We start from the raw sequence: 14,527 nt of genomic DNA, 5'->3' as shown, positions 1-14,527 counted from the left end.
GACCATTAAAAAAATTAAAAAAATTAAAAAAGAATAAGATTATGAAGATCTGGCTATTACAAAGTCAGCCAATGCAATAAGCATTGATTTTGCATCAGAGTCTGGTAAAAATGCAATAGCCTCTTTAGCCCCATTTACATTTTCTAAAGCTAAATTATAAGCATAATCAATTGAGCCATACTTATTGAATAAATCTATTGCCTCATTAACCATATCCTGTGAACAGTCATTGTCCTTTAAGATTTCAAGAAGTCTTTCGTGATCTTCACCATCTGATTCAGCTAAAGCCTTTACAACCATAAGGGTCATTTTTCCTTTTGCAATATCACTGCCAACAGGTTTTCCAAGGTCCTTTTCGTCACTGATTACATCCAAATAGTCATCCTGAATCTGGAATGCAATACCAATCATTCTGCCGTATTCATATAATGCAGTGACTTCCTTTTCATCAGCGCCACCCATAATCGCTCCAGCCTTAGTTGCTGCTGCAATCAATGCGCCAGTCTTTTTATAAATCATTTCAGAGTATTCGGCCTCTTTGACATCAAAGTCCCCTTCAAAGCTCATATCTGAAGCCTGTCCTTCACAGATTTTAACACATGCATCAGCTACAGTTGCAAGGGCATTTGCAACATGTTCCGGATGAGCGTTCTCTTCCTTAGATGAGATAATCATTTCAAATGCCTTTGAAAATAGGGTATCTCCAGCTAATATAGCCAATGGCTCGTCCCATACCTTATGAACTGAAGGCATGCCTCTTCTCATATCGTCATCATCCATAATATCATCATGAATAAGTGAAAATGTGTGAATGAGTTCGATTGCTGCTGCGGTCTTAAGAGCATCCTCCTTATTTCCACCTACCGCTTCGCAGGATATTAAAGTAAGAGCAGGCCTAAGCATTTTGCCTCCTGCCTTAGTTAAATAAATACAAGCATCCTGTAAGTTTTGAGGTTGAACAGGAGCTAAATTCTCTTCAATTGTTTTAATGACATCTGCAGAATATTCCTTTAAAACATCAGTTACATCAGACATAGTTTCCCTCTTAAAATAGAATGATAATTAGTATAAATATAAAAATGGTAATTTTTATTACCAATAATTTTAAATTAATATTTTACATTATTAGATTTATTTAAACTTAATTAAATAGTTAATTGCTATTTCTATATTAAATAGTTATTTTCTTAAAATAAAAGTCCCTAAAAATAAGAAAACTCTTAAATGGGTTAATAAATTATGAATTATAATTAATCCTAATAAAAAAAATTTAAAATAAAAATGAACAAAAATAAGCCGTATTAAATTAAAGCACATATAAAGGCAATTATTAGATAGCCCCCTAAGCGATTACAAGCATAGCCAAGAAAAAAATTTTGGTCAAGGTTTTTTGAGGCCAAAGGCCTCAAAAAAGCTTGAGCTAATCACCATTAAAAACCTGAGCTTGAGCATTCCTTAATATATGAACATTGTTTCCGATCCTATAGCCTTCTTCCTCTGCAAGCTCTCCATAAGCCACAAGCATCTCTAACTCTCCGTGAGCTGGAATGATGTGTTTAGGCCTTAGCATTCTTAAGAAGTCCCTATGGTCTTCCCTTCCTGCGTGACCTGAAACGTGAGCGTTTGCATAGATTCTTGCACCGTTTGCCTTTAATTTGCTTTCCAAAATATGTCTGTTAGCTGCATTGGTCGGATTTGGAATGATAGGAGCTGAAAATATAACATTATCTCCTTTCTTTACATTGAATGGAGTTCTTGCGCTTGCTATTCTTGGAAGGAGAGCATCCGGTTCCCCTTGGTGACCTGTGGTTACAAGGAGGTATTGATCCCTATCGTCCTCTGCTTTCATAAGAGCCTTGTTTACAGCCTTTGGAGAGCCATATACATATGCATTCTGTGGCAATTTCAATATTCCAAGGTTTTGAGCGATTCCGCAGAACCTTTCCATGGAACGGCCAAGGAATAATATTTCCCTATTGCTGTCCTTTGCAATGTCTGCAATTGTTTGAATCCTTTCGATATGTGAAGAGAATGTGGTTACAATCATTCCTTCCTTTTGGCCTTTAAAGGCTCTCTTCATCAAGTCTTCAAGGATTATTCTTGCAACCTTTTCAGAGTATGTCCTTGTTTCTGTATAGTTGATTGCATTGGTGGTCTCTACAATAAGAGCCAATACTCCTTTTCTTCCTAATTCCCTAAGCCTGTTATAGTCAGGTGGTGGAGAGACCTTCTGATGATTGTCAAACTTAAAGTCCAATGCATAGACAATTATTCCCTCTGAAGTGTGCAATACAGGGAAAACCGCTTGTGGAATACTGTGAGTGGACTGAACAAACTCCAAGGTTATGTCCTTTGACAGTTTGATCTTGCTTCCAGGATTGAGTGGTCTTATAGGATTGTTTACCTTGAACTTGCGCTCTCCCTTGATTTGCTTTTCAATGAGGGCTGTTGTATATGGAGTTCCTATGATTGGAGCATCGTATCTGTGAGCAAGCTTTGCTACAGCTCCAATATGGTCCAAGTGACCGTGGGAGAAGACTATTCCCTTAACCTTACCGTCTACATCCTTCATCAATGTGTCATCTGGAATGACTCCACGCTCTATCAAGTCCAAACTGTGCATTCTGTCTATATCTGTATCCTCGTGGATACTTATTCTGTCTAAGTGGATACCCATATCAAATATGATTACATCTTCCCCTACCTTTACGGCAGTCATATTCTTTCCTACTTCTTCGTATCCACCAATTGCTATTACTTCTACTGTCATTTATTTTCTCCTTTGGTTATTTTTTCCCGTAATTAATTAGTATGATAAATAAATTATTAACCGTTTTAAGGTTTTAAAATTAAATTAAGATAATTATCTTTAATAAAATTAAAAAATAGACCTATTGATAAGTTATTTTAAAAAATAGATAATTATCCTTTAAATTAAATAATCTTTTTTAAATTCATTAAATTAATAATTAGCTAAAACTATATCTTATATTATCTATTTAGCTAAAATTATATCCTATATTATCTATTTAGCTAAAACTATACTCGAGATTATCTATTTGCTAAAACTATCTTCGTGCATAATGCTTTGTGTCAAAGCCCCTTGCTTCAAGCCACTGCTTAGTTTCGCCTTTAATAATCAAATCAGATCGTTTTAACTCTTCTAAATTGCTTGCCCCTAAAAGGAACATTGCAATCCTTAAAGATTCATTGAATCTGTTTACCATCTGGTTTAAAGCTTCTTGACCTTCATAGGCTCCTTTCAATGCAGGCAAAGCCATTCCAACAGCATCTGCTCCAAGGGCAATTGCCCTTAGCTTGCATCGAGTCCTGAACGAAATTCCTCCAGAGGATACAACAGGGATCTCAACTGAATTTACCACTTCAACAGTGCTTACAGCAGTTGGAATTCCCCAATCCCAGAATAGCTCTCCAAGATATCTATCTTCAGCTCTATATGTCTCTACAGCAGCCCAACTGGTTCCTCCAGCTCCTTCAACATCAATGAAACTGACTCCTGCCTTTTCAAGTTCTATTGCATCTTCAGCTCTTATGCCTGTGCCTGTCTCTTTAGCCATAACAGGAACATCCACTGTCTTACAGATCTCCTTTATTGAATCTACATATCCCCTTGCATCAACATCTCCTTCAGGCTGAATGGATTCCTGAAGAGGATTCAAGTGAATTGCCAAGATATCGCTGTCTAGAATCTCTACAGCATCAATTGCCAAGTCGCTTTGTGGAGCTCCAATATTTCCTAAAATCAATGCATCGGGAGCATTTTCCCTTACAACATCATAGGTATCCCTTAGCTCTGGATTTACTATAGCTGCTCTTTGACTTCCTAAACCTAAACCGATATTTCTGCTTTCTGCAATAATAGCCAATTCCTTATTAATATCCTTTGCAGCCTTATGTCCTCCAGTGATTGCTGTAATGAATAATGGAGAATCCAGTTTCTTTCCAAATACTTCAGTAGATAAATCTATATCATCATTATTGATTTCAGGCAAGGCCCTATGGATGAGTTCAATATCCTCAAATCCGGTAGTCTTATCATTATAGCTAACATCATAATTCTTGCAAATCAAAAGATGTTCCAATTTTCTATCAGATATCATTTCTTTCCTCTTTTGTATTGAATAAGTATAATAAATAATTGATTTGTAAAATATAAATCATTAGAGTTATTTTTAAAAAATAACAATTAAAAATCATAGCATTATTTTAAAAAAATAACAACTTACGACAAGTACATAAAAATCATAGCATTATTTTAAAAAAATAACAACTTACGACAAGTACATAAAAATCATAGCATTATTTTAAAAAAATAAAAGTTATGATAAGTAAATAAAAACCATTGAAATTATTATAAAATAATAATTTATGATTATTTAAATAAAAACAGAAACCTAAAAAACAGATATTTAATTTAAGTGAAGATTTTTTGATAAAAATTATTATATTACTTAAATTATCTTAAAATAATTTAATACCCTTAAAAATTATTTAAAACATAAAATATAAAACATAAAATATAAATTTTATTATCTTTTAAAAAATGAAAATTAAATCATTTAATAAGCTAAATTATCTATTAAAATATGAAATTAACTCTAATTAACTTAAATCCAAATGATAAATCCTAAAATAAAATATTGAAAATTATGATAAATTTAATCTAAAATTTGACCTAAAATTTAATCTAGATCTTAATCAAATTTTAATCTAATATCTATAAAATTTTATTTCTTTAAAATTTATAAATCACCTTAATTTTTTATTTTAAATCTTTTTTGATAAATTAAATACCCTTAAGTGTTTTATTAGGGTCCCGGATGAATTTTAAACTTTAATATACAAACGACAATTTAAAATTCCAATCATATGATAATAATCAAATAAATATAACCACCATATAATTCATTAATAATTATTTATAATCATCATAGTATTTAAATATTGAGTATGAAATTATCAAAAATTACCACATATTGAAAAAACCATTTTTAAAAGATTGAATATAAATAAATCAAAACTAGAAATTTTTAAACAAGTGTTAAACGACAATTAATGTGAAAAAATAATCTCAATTACTTAATTTTATCAAAAGAATTGTAAAAAGATTATTCCTTGGAAATTTTAGTTCCTCTAACTTCCATACCCTGAAGTGCCTTTGAAATGGCTCCCTTCTCGTTTGCATCAATTATCTCAGAGCTTATGCCATACTCTGCCAAGTCTAGAAGCTCCTTGACCTTGCCAACCATCCCTCCGGTAACATCAACATTTGTAGTGGACTCTAAAAACTTAATGTCCTCTATAGAGCTTACCTTATCAATATGAACCGCATCATCATGTGTCTTAGGATTCTTTGTATAAACCCCATCAACATCTGTTCCAAGAACTATCCTATCTGACTTTAGGAATTTGGCAATGTATTGAAGAATCTGGTCTCCAGAGATGACTGCTATCTTCACCTCATCATCCAAGACAACATCTCCAAAGAGAACAGGAACAAATCCCTCTCCAATATAGGTCTTGATCAATTCCAAATTGCAATCATAGATTCTCTTATTATGGCTTGTGATGAATGCAGATGGCGGAATCGCAACAGCTGGAATCCCATGCTCTATAAGGGACTGGCAAATGATTGAGTTCAGCTTCTTTACCTCGTTTTGAACCTCAGAGAATCCTATCTTTTTAGAAAGATAGTCTTCCATATCAAAAGGCTCTCCGATTCTGTACTTCTTAGCAGGTGGATGGCCGAAAGAGCCTGCACCATGAACAATTACAAGCCCGTCAATAAGGTCATTGCTCATTTCATCTGAGTATAAAGATTGTCTGATCTCTTCTGCAATTCTGTTTAAGTTAGCATAATCCACTTTAGGCTCTGCAGAATCCTTTTCAGTTAATATGCTACCGCCAATTTTTAAAATAATCATAAAATCACACTTAAGAATTAATTAAAGATAAAAATAATATATTTCAAGAAATAAATTGTTTAATATTTAATTTAAATGAAAAATAAAATTTTAGAAAAAAACAATAAATAAAACTAATTAAAAAATAACTATAAAATAACTATAAAATAACTATAAAATAACTATAAAATAACTAAATAAATAACTAAATAAAAAGAACCCATTAAAAAGGATTAATTAAATGGAGGAGAACGCCTATTTACCAAAACACCCTCTCCAGAGAATTTAACCTTTATCGTACTGTCTTCCTTATTTATCGCATTTGCAACATTATCCACAGTGCTATTTTTACATAATGAAATTATGCTTCCCCCTCCACCGGAACCGGTGATTTTAGAAGCTAAAGCACCATTTTCACGAGCTGTATAAATCATTCTAGATAACTCATATGTATTGACTCCCAATCCATCAAGTAGCCCCTGATTCAAGTTCATCAAATCCGCTATCCTATCAATATCATTCTTTAGAATCGCAATTCTTGCCTCATTTGCAATCTTGCCCATAGTGCTGATTACAGGATTTATAAGCTCCGGATAATTGTCCTTCAGATGCCTTACATGCTTAACCATCTTTCCTGTATTTCCATACTTATTGGTAAAGCCTATTACAAAAGGAGCATCCAAAGGCTTGTCAAAGCGGACGATGCGCTTTTCGCGAGAGAGATAAACAAGCCCTCCATTAGTGCTTACCAAGGTATCCAATGGACTTGCAATTCCTTGAACGTCTTGCTCAACCCCATGAGCCTCCTCTGCCAACTTTTCCTTGGTTATAGGAACCCCATGATAGTCATGCAATGCTGCAATTGTAGCTACAGTTACAGCTGCTGAAGAGCCTAATCCTGAACCTATCGGCAGATTAAGTCCCAATGTCATGTCAATATTGCTGTGGTCATGGAACTTGCCCATTGCATTTAATATATAGCGAATGATTCCTGGCTTGCCCTTTACTAGCTTATAGGTCCCTCTTCTTGTATTCAATATGACTTCAAAGCCCAGGTCATAAGACTTTAAGGTAGAATAATTATTTAGAGACTCTTGTATCTTTACAGAAGCCCTTTTATTTACTGCTCCTGCAATAGCAGGCTCATCATAAACAACAGAGTGTTCTCCAAACAATATGGTTTTTCCAGGTGCGGAAGCCACAGACATCTTTCTCATCAAATTTCTCCAAATAATCATTAAAAGGACAATGCCTTTTTTAAATAAAATCAATATTGATTAAAACTAATAAAATCAAAAATCATTAAACTTTTAGTATATTTATAATTATATCTTAAATAATATAAAAAACCATACTATAAATATGGAAGAAAAGGAATGCTATAACTGCAAATATCTGGAATTTGACTTAAATTTATGTACACAGTATTATTGCGTTTTTCATGAAAAATTAATCAATCAATATGACAGCTGTAATGATTGGGAAAAAAAAGAGATTTAAGTTAAAAGAAAATAAAGAAGTAAATAAGCAAATAATTAAAATAAGACTGCTTTTAGAACAAAATAATTAAAATAAGCAAATAAATAAAATTTAGGCTCTATTGAACAAATAATTAAAATACGTTATACAAGCCTGTTGAAATAAAATTTTTGGTCAAGGTTTTTTGGCCGAAGGCCAAAAAAGCTTGCTGAAAAAGCTTCTAGAACCAAACCCCAGATCCATATCCAACAACAGAAGCATAATCCAAAGTTATATCACCGCTAGTAGAATGCTGGAGCAATTCAAAGTTCTTCTGATTTAATTTCTTGCAATATTCCATACTTACCATAGTTGGACCGTATCCACACATAGTAATCTGCTCTTTTTTAACAACTTGATAAAGGCCTTCAGTATTTCCATTTATCACTTCATTAAACACTAAGTTATCATGTTCAATGGTCTTTTCCTGTGACTTAAAATGACTTAAATCAGTGCTGTCAATCAAGGTGATTTTTCGGTTCAAATCATTGGCCGCTTCGAATATAGAATTGGCAAGGTCGATTGATGCTTGAGGAGATTGATCCATCATACAGATTGGAACTATCTTGAAATTGCTATCAAAGTATTTTAGTAAGGGTATCTGAACTTCAATACTGTGTTCGTTCCTATGAGCCAGGAAATCTGCCTTTGCATAGTTGGATTGATTTATAATTGCGTTTGCAAGCTCATCATCCACATCTGCAACCCCATTTGGAACTATCCAAGATCCTTCATTGAAGATGGAAACATGTTCTCCAAAGCCAGTGTGATTAGGGGCTATTATGACAAAGGTTTCAGGATATCCGTCTTGAACAAGCTTTGAATATGCGTGAGCTGCTGTCGGACCTGAATAGACATATCCTGCATGAGGAACCATGATTGCATTTACTTCTTTTTCCTTATTTACTCTGGAAAGCTTTGGAATTTCTCCTGGGCCTAATCTGTGTGTAAAACAGTCTTCAATGCTTTCTCTCAAATATTTGACATTATTTTCATAAAATGTACCTGCAACGACAGCTTCTCTAATCATATTTTCACCTTGGATTTTATAATTATAAATTTGTTTTAGTAATATAAAAATATGTTTAATTTGAATTAGATATATGATTGCAGATATAGAAAAAGTAAAAATTTAACTAATTAAAATATAAAAAAAGATTAAAATAGTTAAAAAAAGACATTAATAAATAAAAAAATAAAAAAAAAATAAAAAAAGATTAAATGGAAGAATGAGTTAAATTATTTTCTTTAATAAACTCTTCAAGTTCTTCCTCTGAAAAATTCAAAGATTTTGCTAAATCAGAATTAGAAATCTTGCCTAACAGATTTTTAATTATATGAATTCTCAGATGAAATTCCTTTTTATCCTCACCAATAAGGATGCTTCTCTCCTCACTTTTCTTAAAGTCTTCATAAAACAAAGTATTTTTCATAGTTTTCATTTCAGCAGCCCAATTGATCATTCGAAGTTTCTACTAATAAACTTTAAAATGAAGAAAAATAAAAAAAATATTATTAAATCATTGAAAAAAAACTTAAAAAAGGCATATAAAAAATGAAAATAAAAAAGATCAATCCTTTGAAGGAGTTAAATTATTTTCTTTAATAAACTCTTCAAGTTCTTCCTCTGAAATATCCAAAGATTTTGCTAAATCAGAATTAGAAATCTTGCCTAACAGATTTTTAATTATATGGATTCTCATATGAAATTCCTTTTTATCCTCACCAATACTTATACCTCTTTTCTCACCAATACGTATACCTCTTTCTTCACTCTTCTTCAAGTCTTCATAAAACAAAGTATTTTTCATCGCTATCACGTCGGCAATCCCCCTATGATATTGTTCATCAATTATTTTTCTGCAAGTTAATTCCTGAAACTTTTTTATTTCATCCAACAGGTATTGATTTAAGTTAGCTTCATTAGTTAATTTACAGGCATCTAACATTATCTCATGAGGTTTTTTATCAAAGGAAGTGTATAAAATCATTTTTAAAGTAAAAATCTCCAGTGAAGATAACTTTTGATTGAATTTATTTTTGTTCCTAATAATATTTAATTCTAATTCCCCATCGATATCTTTGTATGTAACAATATCATAATAATATTTGTTCCTATCACCCCATTCCAGTTTGCCTTCTGGCTCGTTTATTCGTTCTGTACAAATCGCTACCGCATTTACAGGCTTCCTATATTTTTTATAAATCATGGAAGAATAATCAAACATTTTAAAATCCAAGTTTTCATTAGGTGCGCCGGTATGAAACTCTAAAAGACGGATACTGTCATTTTCTTCTAATCCTACATAATCTGCTATTCTTGTGTCTGCAACATCTACATATTCTACTGTTAAAGGTTGGATAACATTTGATTTGATACCTGTAATGCTTAAAAGCTCATTGACTGACTCATTAGCCAATTGCTTTTGAATTTTATCATTGATCTTCTTATCTTTTATATTATCCATATTACTTTATTTCTTTAATAAACTATTTAAATATTTTTATACTCAATATAAAGAACATATGTTCATTAAAATCAAAAAATAACTATACATAATCCTTAAAAATTAAAAAAATAATAAATAGTTACATATAGTAAACCAAATGAAGAAAAATTACAATGTGCTGAAAATACATTAGTTTAATTAAATTGAAAAAAATAGAAAATAAAATAAAGATTTAACTAAAATAATTGAAAATAATTGATAAAAAATAAAAATAAGGATTTTATGAGAAAATAAAAAATTTTTTTTAGAAAATCAGAATGAATAATGTTCAATGTTAAAGAAAAAACTCGTTGATAATTGAAAAAAATATAAAAAATTTTTCCAAAGAATATTTAAATAAAAATTTATAAAAAAAGCGGAAAAAAACTAAAAATTAATCTGAATTAAAGTTTAAAATAAAAAAAGGATTTTATCACATAGCCGTGATAAAATTTTTGGTCAAAGTTTTTTTGAGCCGAAGGCTCAAAAAAGCTTGCAGGAAAAGCTTGAATTAGAACTTAAGCTCAAAGTCAGAAGGCTCTAAGTCTAAGTCTTCGTCTTCGCCAAGAATTCCTCTTTCTCTTAAGATTTGTCTTGCAAGCAACCAGTAGATTAAAGCGATAGCTTTTCTACCTTTGTTGTTGGAAGGTACACAGATATCTACATTAGCAAGTAAGTTTTCTGTATCACAAAGACCAACTACAGGAATTCCGTTTTGTTTGGATTCTAAGATAGCTTGAGAGTCTGATCTTGGGTCAGTTACGACGATTACTTTAGGTTCGATGAATTTAGCATATCCTGGGTTGGTTAAGGTACCTGGGATGAATCTGCCAGGAATGGTCTTACAACCGGTGATTTCACCGAATTTCTTAACAGGAGCTTGACCGTATTGACGGGTAGCCACTACTAAAATGTCATCAGGGTCGTATTTTGCTAAGAATTTAGCGACTGCTCTTAATCTTTCGTCGGTTTTACGTACGTCTAAAACATATAAACCGTCTGATCTTACACGGAAAATATATTTTTCCATATCGTGAGTTTTTTGTTGGGTACCAATGTGTAACCCAGCAGCTAAGTAGTTATCTAATGGGATTAATAAATCTGACACTATATCACCTATATAAATCTTTTTTGTTTTATTAATAAATTATAAAGTCTTTAAATGAATAAATTAAATTATAATTAATTTTTTAATAAAAAAATTATAAATAGAATTCAACTAATCGAAAGGATTAATGAATTTCTTATAATTCAATTAATGAATTTATAATCCAAAGATTGATGAACCCTATTTAAATAACAAATCTATTCGTCTTTAATTGTAATACAATCATTTGGGCACATGTCGACACAAACTTCACATAAAGTACATTCGTCTTCATGATCAGTTACGATTTTGTCTCCGTCTAAGGAAAAGATTTCCATAGGACACATGTCTACACATTCACCACAGTCTGCGTTTTCACATTTGCTTGCATCAATAATTACAGTTGACATTTTTACACCATTTTCTTCTTTTTATTAATTATAATTTAATTAATAAACTTGATACATTGAATAATGCTTTAGCCTATTAATAAATTACCTGTAAACTTAAAAATAAACCATAATATTACAAAAATACATTTAAAGTAATATTACTTTTAGTTTAATTTTAAAGTTAATATATTTAACTATTTTTTTATTAGCCTAAATTTCTTAAGGCCAATAAATTACACTTGTTTTAATTGTAAAAAATCGCTCAATAACTTACAATTAAAATTATATGATTTTAATGATTTTTATTATAAACAGATAAGTAAATAATAAATATAAATCTTTATTATCACATATTGAGTAAATAATAAAATTGAATTTTCTTTAGAATCTGATAAACTCTTTCCTATCCAAAAGCCCTATTTAGAACAATCTGGCCATTTTCGGATTAGACAATTCAGCTTCGATTCTAATAAGCTCATTTAATTTTGCTATTCTCTCTCCACCTATTGCACCGGTTTTAATCATAGGAGCGCCAAAGGCCACTGCCAAGTGAGCAATGGTCTCATCACAAGTCTCTCCAGACCTATGGGATACAACAGGCATTACATTGTTTTCTTTAGCTAATTTTACAGTAGCATAGGTTTCAGTAAGTGAGCCGATTTGATTAGGCTTTATGATAATTGCATTTGCTGCCTTTTCATCGATTCCCTTCTTAAGGAGTCTTGAGTTTGTGACAAAGAGGTCATCACCGCAAATGCGACATTTGTTTCCTACCTTGGAAGTGAGCTCACGGAATCCTTCGAAATCATTCTCATCAAAAGGATCTTCAACATAGAACAGGTTATATGTTTCAATCAAGTCCTTGACATATTCCACTTGCTCGCCAACATCCCTTTCAATATTGTCTTGGGAGTATACGTATTTTTCCTTTTCACTGTCCCAAAACTCAGAGGATGCCATATCCAAACCAGGCCTAATTAGAATGCCTAATTCGTCTCTTGTCTCTTCACATGCCTGTGCCTGGATTTCTAAAGCTTGAGTATTAGTAATATTAGGAATCCAACCACCTTCATCTCCTTTTCCACCAGTGAAATCAGGGTCTTTTTTAGAGAGGAGCTCTTTTAGTTTCTTATGGACAGCCACATTGGCAAATACAGCCTCTTCCACATCCTTAGCACCTATAGGAACTACTAGAAATTCCTGAATGTCCGGTGCATTTGGACCTGCATGAGCTCCGCCATTCATCATATTGCCTAAAGGATAAGGCATTTCACTGACGAAATTGCCTCCTAAAAAGCTATAGAGAGGCATTCCAAAGGACATGGCAGCTGCCTTAGCTGCAGCCATGGAAACAGCCACACTTGTATTTCCGCCAATTGCAGACATATTGTCAGTTCCGTCGATTTCTCTTAAGACCTCATCAATGTCTTCAATGTCTTCAGCAGCCATTCCGATAAGTTCGGAAGAAATCAAGTCTTCAACTTCACTGATTACCTGATCAACCCCTCCTTCAGGGAAGGATACAACTTCTCTGGAACCTGTGCTTGCTCCGCTTGGAGCTGCAGCTCTTCCAAATCCGTTCCAAGTAATTATATCTACTTCAACAGTAGGATTTCCTCTGCTATCTAAAATTTTTCTAACACGAACATCTTCGATTACACTATCCAAAATAACACCTCTAAAGGTTAATTAAAGTGTATCTAAATAATATGCACAAGCTTTTTTAGACTATATTTTAGACAATGGCATTTATTTATTAATCTAAACATCTGATAATCTAATTTTGAAATTATTAGATTATAATAATTATCCGGACCTAATTCAAACTAATTCATTAAATAAATTAATTTCAATTATTAAGACCTAATATGAACTAATCTTAATTATTATTTTTATTAATTAAGTTAATTCAATAATTAAATAAATTAATAAATTAATTTCCTACTTATTTAAAGAATCTGCCAAATTCGTCTTACCATAAAATCTATAATGGATTAAATATAATCATAAAAAAACTAGAAGGTTGATTTATAGATTGCATATGATATTCTTAATTTAAGAGATAAATAAATAAATTTTAAATATGATTCAATAAATGATTTAAATAATTTATTTATAATTATATTAAGTTTTTTATTATTTAAATACTTAATTATAAATTTATAGCAATTTTTGCTATATTGATTTTTTAACTTTAAAGTTTGCTAAAACTATATTATTATTGCAGTTTAAAGTTCTGTAAAACTTGCATAACAGTTTAAAGTTCTGTAAACTATTTACTCTTCTTTTATAAATAAAAAAAAGAATAAAGATAAAGAATAATTAAATTATTCTTTTGGTCTAACATCTAAAGGTAAAATACCTAATTCAAGTTCTAAAGTAGCTATGTCTATAGGATCAAGAGATTTTGAGTTTTTAATGAACTTTTCAATTTCCTTATGCTCCATAGGCTTTGCGCCCATAGAAAGCTGAATAGCTCTTGCACCTAAAACCCTAGCCTTTTCAAATCTTGTTAATTTTTTTGCAGTGCTTTTTTTTGCAGCCATTATTTAACTCCTAATTATTATAAAAATAATCAATAGCATAATAATAAACTATTAATAAAATTTAATAGTTAATTAATTTCTCTAAATCATTGAATGAAGTTTTCAATGAAATATAGAATATTCCATTGAAATATAAAAATTCTCATTTAATGATCATTTTAAAAATAAAATGATTCATTTGAATGATTTCATTGAAATTTGAATAATCCAATACTAAATAAAATAATTAAAAAATATAAAAAAGGATTGATTATTCCCAAGTTTCAACATGAGAAATTAACATTCTTCTACAACAATATCTTGTAATACCCATATCATCCAAAATATCTTTTGACTTTTCACCATCAGCTAATCTGCTGTTATATTCATCAAAATATGCAGAAACGGGTTTTCCACAACTTATACATCGTATAGGTATCATATAATCATCATTTCCTTTTTAATATAAAATATTATTTTCAAATGAAAATAATTCAATTTTAATTTTACAGCTATATAATCAATAAAAATTAATTGAAATAAAAACAAATTATTAAAATTAATTTAATCGATTAAAATAATTCATACAGAA

The 14,527-nt window shown here is 31.0% G+C and carries 14 protein-coding genes; 1 reads left to right on the top strand and 13 read right to left on the bottom strand.

All coding sequences use genetic code 11. The annotated features are described in order from the left end of the window. Nucleotides 1-39: 39 nt before the first annotated feature. The 5 genes from idsA to mvk all read right to left on the bottom strand — a co-directional run bounded on the left by idsA (nucleotide 40) and on the right by mvk (nucleotide 7,141). Complete coding sequence (gene idsA, locus MRU_RS04660) at nucleotides 40-1,035, bottom strand: short chain isoprenyl diphosphate synthase IdsA (RefSeq protein WP_012955726.1); 996 nt, start codon at nucleotides 1,033-1,035, stop codon at nucleotides 40-42. A 385-nt stretch (nucleotides 1,036-1,420) separates the two neighbouring features. Continuing rightward, entirely contained in the window at nucleotides 1,421-2,770 is a 1,350-nt protein-coding gene (locus MRU_RS04655; RefSeq protein ID WP_012955725.1) for an RNase J family beta-CASP ribonuclease, read from the bottom strand. A 298-nt stretch (nucleotides 2,771-3,068) separates the two neighbouring features. Further along, entirely contained in the window at nucleotides 3,069-4,121 is a 1,053-nt protein-coding gene (gene fni / locus MRU_RS04650) for a type 2 isopentenyl-diphosphate Delta-isomerase (RefSeq protein WP_012955724.1), read from the bottom strand. Nucleotides 4,122-5,129: 1,008 nt separating this feature from the next. Next, nucleotides 5,130-5,945: an isopentenyl phosphate kinase gene (locus MRU_RS04645; protein WP_012955723.1), complete on the bottom strand. Its 816-nt coding sequence runs from the start codon at nucleotides 5,943-5,945 to the stop codon at nucleotides 5,130-5,132. Nucleotides 5,946-6,157: 212 nt separating this feature from the next. Further along, nucleotides 6,158-7,141 (bottom strand): mevalonate kinase, encoded by a 984-nt coding sequence (mvk, locus tag MRU_RS04640; RefSeq protein WP_012955722.1) that lies wholly within the window; start codon nucleotides 7,139-7,141, stop codon nucleotides 6,158-6,160. Nucleotides 7,142-7,286: 145 nt separating this feature from the next. Here mvk and MRU_RS11915 point away from each other — a divergent pair, with 145 nt between their 5' ends. After that, complete coding sequence (locus MRU_RS11915; protein WP_171776164.1) at nucleotides 7,287-7,424, top strand: hypothetical protein; 138 nt, start codon at nucleotides 7,287-7,289, stop codon at nucleotides 7,422-7,424. 199 nt (nucleotides 7,425-7,623) lie between these two features. Here the strand turns inward: MRU_RS11915 and amrB are convergent, their stop codons facing one another. The 8 genes from amrB to MRU_RS04600 all read right to left on the bottom strand — a co-directional run bounded on the left by amrB (nucleotide 7,624) and on the right by MRU_RS04600 (nucleotide 14,377). Continuing rightward, a complete protein-coding gene (gene amrB / locus MRU_RS04635; RefSeq protein WP_012955721.1) occupies nucleotides 7,624-8,472 on the bottom strand; it encodes an AmmeMemoRadiSam system protein B in 849 nt (282 codons plus the stop codon). A gap of 187 nt (nucleotides 8,473-8,659) precedes the next feature. Next, nucleotides 8,660-8,884, bottom strand: a complete 225-nt coding sequence (locus tag MRU_RS04630) for a hypothetical protein (protein ID WP_143714303.1) — start codon at nucleotides 8,882-8,884, stop codon at nucleotides 8,660-8,662. 129 nt (nucleotides 8,885-9,013) lie between these two features. Then, nucleotides 9,014-9,910 (bottom strand): hypothetical protein, encoded by an 897-nt coding sequence (locus MRU_RS04625; protein WP_012955719.1) that lies wholly within the window; start codon nucleotides 9,908-9,910, stop codon nucleotides 9,014-9,016. Between the two features lie 532 nt (nucleotides 9,911-10,442). Next, nucleotides 10,443-11,039, bottom strand: coding sequence for a 30S ribosomal protein S2 (rpsB, locus tag MRU_RS04620; RefSeq protein WP_012955718.1), 597 nt, complete (start codon nucleotides 11,037-11,039; stop codon nucleotides 10,443-10,445). A 197-nt stretch (nucleotides 11,040-11,236) separates the two neighbouring features. After that, on the bottom strand, nucleotides 11,237-11,428 hold the full coding sequence (locus tag MRU_RS04615; RefSeq protein ID WP_012955717.1) for an indolepyruvate ferredoxin oxidoreductase subunit alpha: 192 nt from the start codon (nucleotides 11,426-11,428) through the stop codon (nucleotides 11,237-11,239). A gap of 402 nt (nucleotides 11,429-11,830) precedes the next feature. Then, a complete protein-coding gene (eno, locus tag MRU_RS04610) occupies nucleotides 11,831-13,078 on the bottom strand; it encodes a phosphopyruvate hydratase (RefSeq protein ID WP_012955716.1) in 1,248 nt (415 codons plus the stop codon). 659 nt (nucleotides 13,079-13,737) lie between these two features. Beyond that, nucleotides 13,738-13,956: a DNA-directed RNA polymerase subunit K gene (locus MRU_RS04605; RefSeq protein WP_012955715.1), complete on the bottom strand. Its 219-nt coding sequence runs from the start codon at nucleotides 13,954-13,956 to the stop codon at nucleotides 13,738-13,740. Between the two features lie 250 nt (nucleotides 13,957-14,206). Continuing rightward, the gene (locus MRU_RS04600) at nucleotides 14,207-14,377 is read right to left on the bottom strand and encodes a DNA-directed RNA polymerase subunit N (RefSeq protein ID WP_012955714.1); all 171 of its coding nucleotides are present in this window, start codon (nucleotides 14,375-14,377) and stop codon (nucleotides 14,207-14,209) included. Between the last annotated feature and the right edge of the window lie 150 nt (nucleotides 14,378-14,527).

The organism is Methanobrevibacter ruminantium M1 (assembly GCF_000024185.1).
Lineage (GTDB): Archaea > Methanobacteriota > Methanobacteria > Methanobacteriales > Methanobacteriaceae > Methanobrevibacter > Methanobrevibacter ruminantium.
Note: the sequence above shows the minus strand (reverse complement) of the source record. Positions and strands in the feature narration are given on the sequence as shown.

What these genes read in the sequence shown, in the direction of transcription:
- MRU_RS04625 (WP_012955719.1), bottom strand. Translation starts at nt 9,910, where the DNA reads ATGGATAATATAAAAGATAAGAAGATCAATGATAAAATTCAAAAGCAA.
- mvk (WP_012955722.1), bottom strand. Translation starts at nt 7,141, where the DNA reads ATGAGAAAGATGTCTGTGGCTTCCGCACCTGGAAAAACCATATTGTTT.
- idsA (WP_012955726.1), bottom strand. Translation starts at nt 1,035, where the DNA reads ATGTCTGATGTAACTGATGTTTTAAAGGAATATTCTGCAGATGTCATT.
- MRU_RS04615 (WP_012955717.1), bottom strand. Translation starts at nt 11,428, where the DNA reads ATGTCAACTGTAATTATTGATGCAAGCAAATGTGAAAACGCAGACTGT.
- MRU_RS04600 (WP_012955714.1), bottom strand. Translation starts at nt 14,377, where the DNA reads ATGATACCTATACGATGTATAAGTTGTGGAAAACCCGTTTCTGCATAT.
- amrB (WP_012955721.1), bottom strand. Translation starts at nt 8,472, where the DNA reads ATGATTAGAGAAGCTGTCGTTGCAGGTACATTTTATGAAAATAATGTC.
- MRU_RS11915 (WP_171776164.1), top strand. Translation starts at nt 7,287, where the DNA reads ATGGAAGAAAAGGAATGCTATAACTGCAAATATCTGGAATTTGACTTA.
- MRU_RS04605 (WP_012955715.1), bottom strand. Translation starts at nt 13,956, where the DNA reads ATGGCTGCAAAAAAAAGCACTGCAAAAAAATTAACAAGATTTGAAAAG.
- fni (WP_012955724.1), bottom strand. Translation starts at nt 4,121, where the DNA reads ATGATATCTGATAGAAAATTGGAACATCTTTTGATTTGCAAGAATTAT.
- MRU_RS04630 (WP_143714303.1), bottom strand. Translation starts at nt 8,884, where the DNA reads ATGAAAACTATGAAAAATACTTTGTTTTATGAAGACTTTAAGAAAAGT.
- MRU_RS04645 (WP_012955723.1), bottom strand. Translation starts at nt 5,945, where the DNA reads ATGATTATTTTAAAAATTGGCGGTAGCATATTAACTGAAAAGGATTCT.
- MRU_RS04655 (WP_012955725.1), bottom strand. Translation starts at nt 2,770, where the DNA reads ATGACAGTAGAAGTAATAGCAATTGGTGGATACGAAGAAGTAGGAAAG.